Origin of the sequence: Bacteroides sp. MSK.20.82, assembly GCF_019052485.1 — a bacterium.
Classification (GTDB): domain Bacteria; phylum Bacteroidota; class Bacteroidia; order Bacteroidales; family Bacteroidaceae; genus Bacteroides; species Bacteroides thetaiotaomicron.
In genome coordinates this window covers 1-405 of sequence record NZ_JAHQUN010000154.1, presented here as the reverse complement: position 1 = coordinate 405, position 405 = coordinate 1, and the positions used below count along the sequence as shown (strand labels likewise).

Below are 405 nucleotides of genomic sequence, written 5' to 3'. Positions count from 1 at the left end.
TGCGGAAGTAGCTCAGTTGATAGAGCATTAGCCTTCCAAGCTGAGGGTCGCGGGTTTGAGCCCCGTCTTCCGCTCTTTTTTTTCTTGCTGTTATAGCTCAGCGGTAGAGCACTTCCTTGGTAAGGAAGAGGTCCCGGGTTCAAGTCCCGGTAACAGCTCATAAAGATGTAAATGCTGATTATTAATCAAATAAATAACAAGTAAAGCTATGGCTAAAGAGAAATTTGAACGTACCAAACCGCACGTAAACATTGGTACAATCGGTCACGTAGACCACGGTAAGACAACGTTGACAGCTGCTATCACTACTGTGTTGGCAAAAAAAGGTCTTTCTGAATTGCGTTCTTTCGATTCTATCGACAACGCTCCTGAAGAAAAAGAAAGAGGTATTACTATCAATACTTC

At 43.0% G+C, this 405-nt stretch carries 1 protein-coding gene and 2 tRNA genes; all 3 read left to right on the top strand.

Annotation, left to right across the window (positions count from 1 at the left end):
- The first annotated feature begins 1 nt into the window (after window position 1).
- A tRNA-Gly gene (locus tag KTR07_RS28250) sits at window positions 2-74 on the top strand.
- Window positions 75-86: 12 nt separating this feature from the next.
- Window positions 87-158: transfer RNA gene (locus tag KTR07_RS28245), tRNA-Thr, on the top strand.
- A gap of 50 nt (window positions 159-208) precedes the next feature.
- A partial coding sequence (locus tag KTR07_RS28240; protein ID WP_254306587.1) for a GTP-binding protein occupies window positions 209-405 on the top strand: 197 nt, incomplete at its 3' end.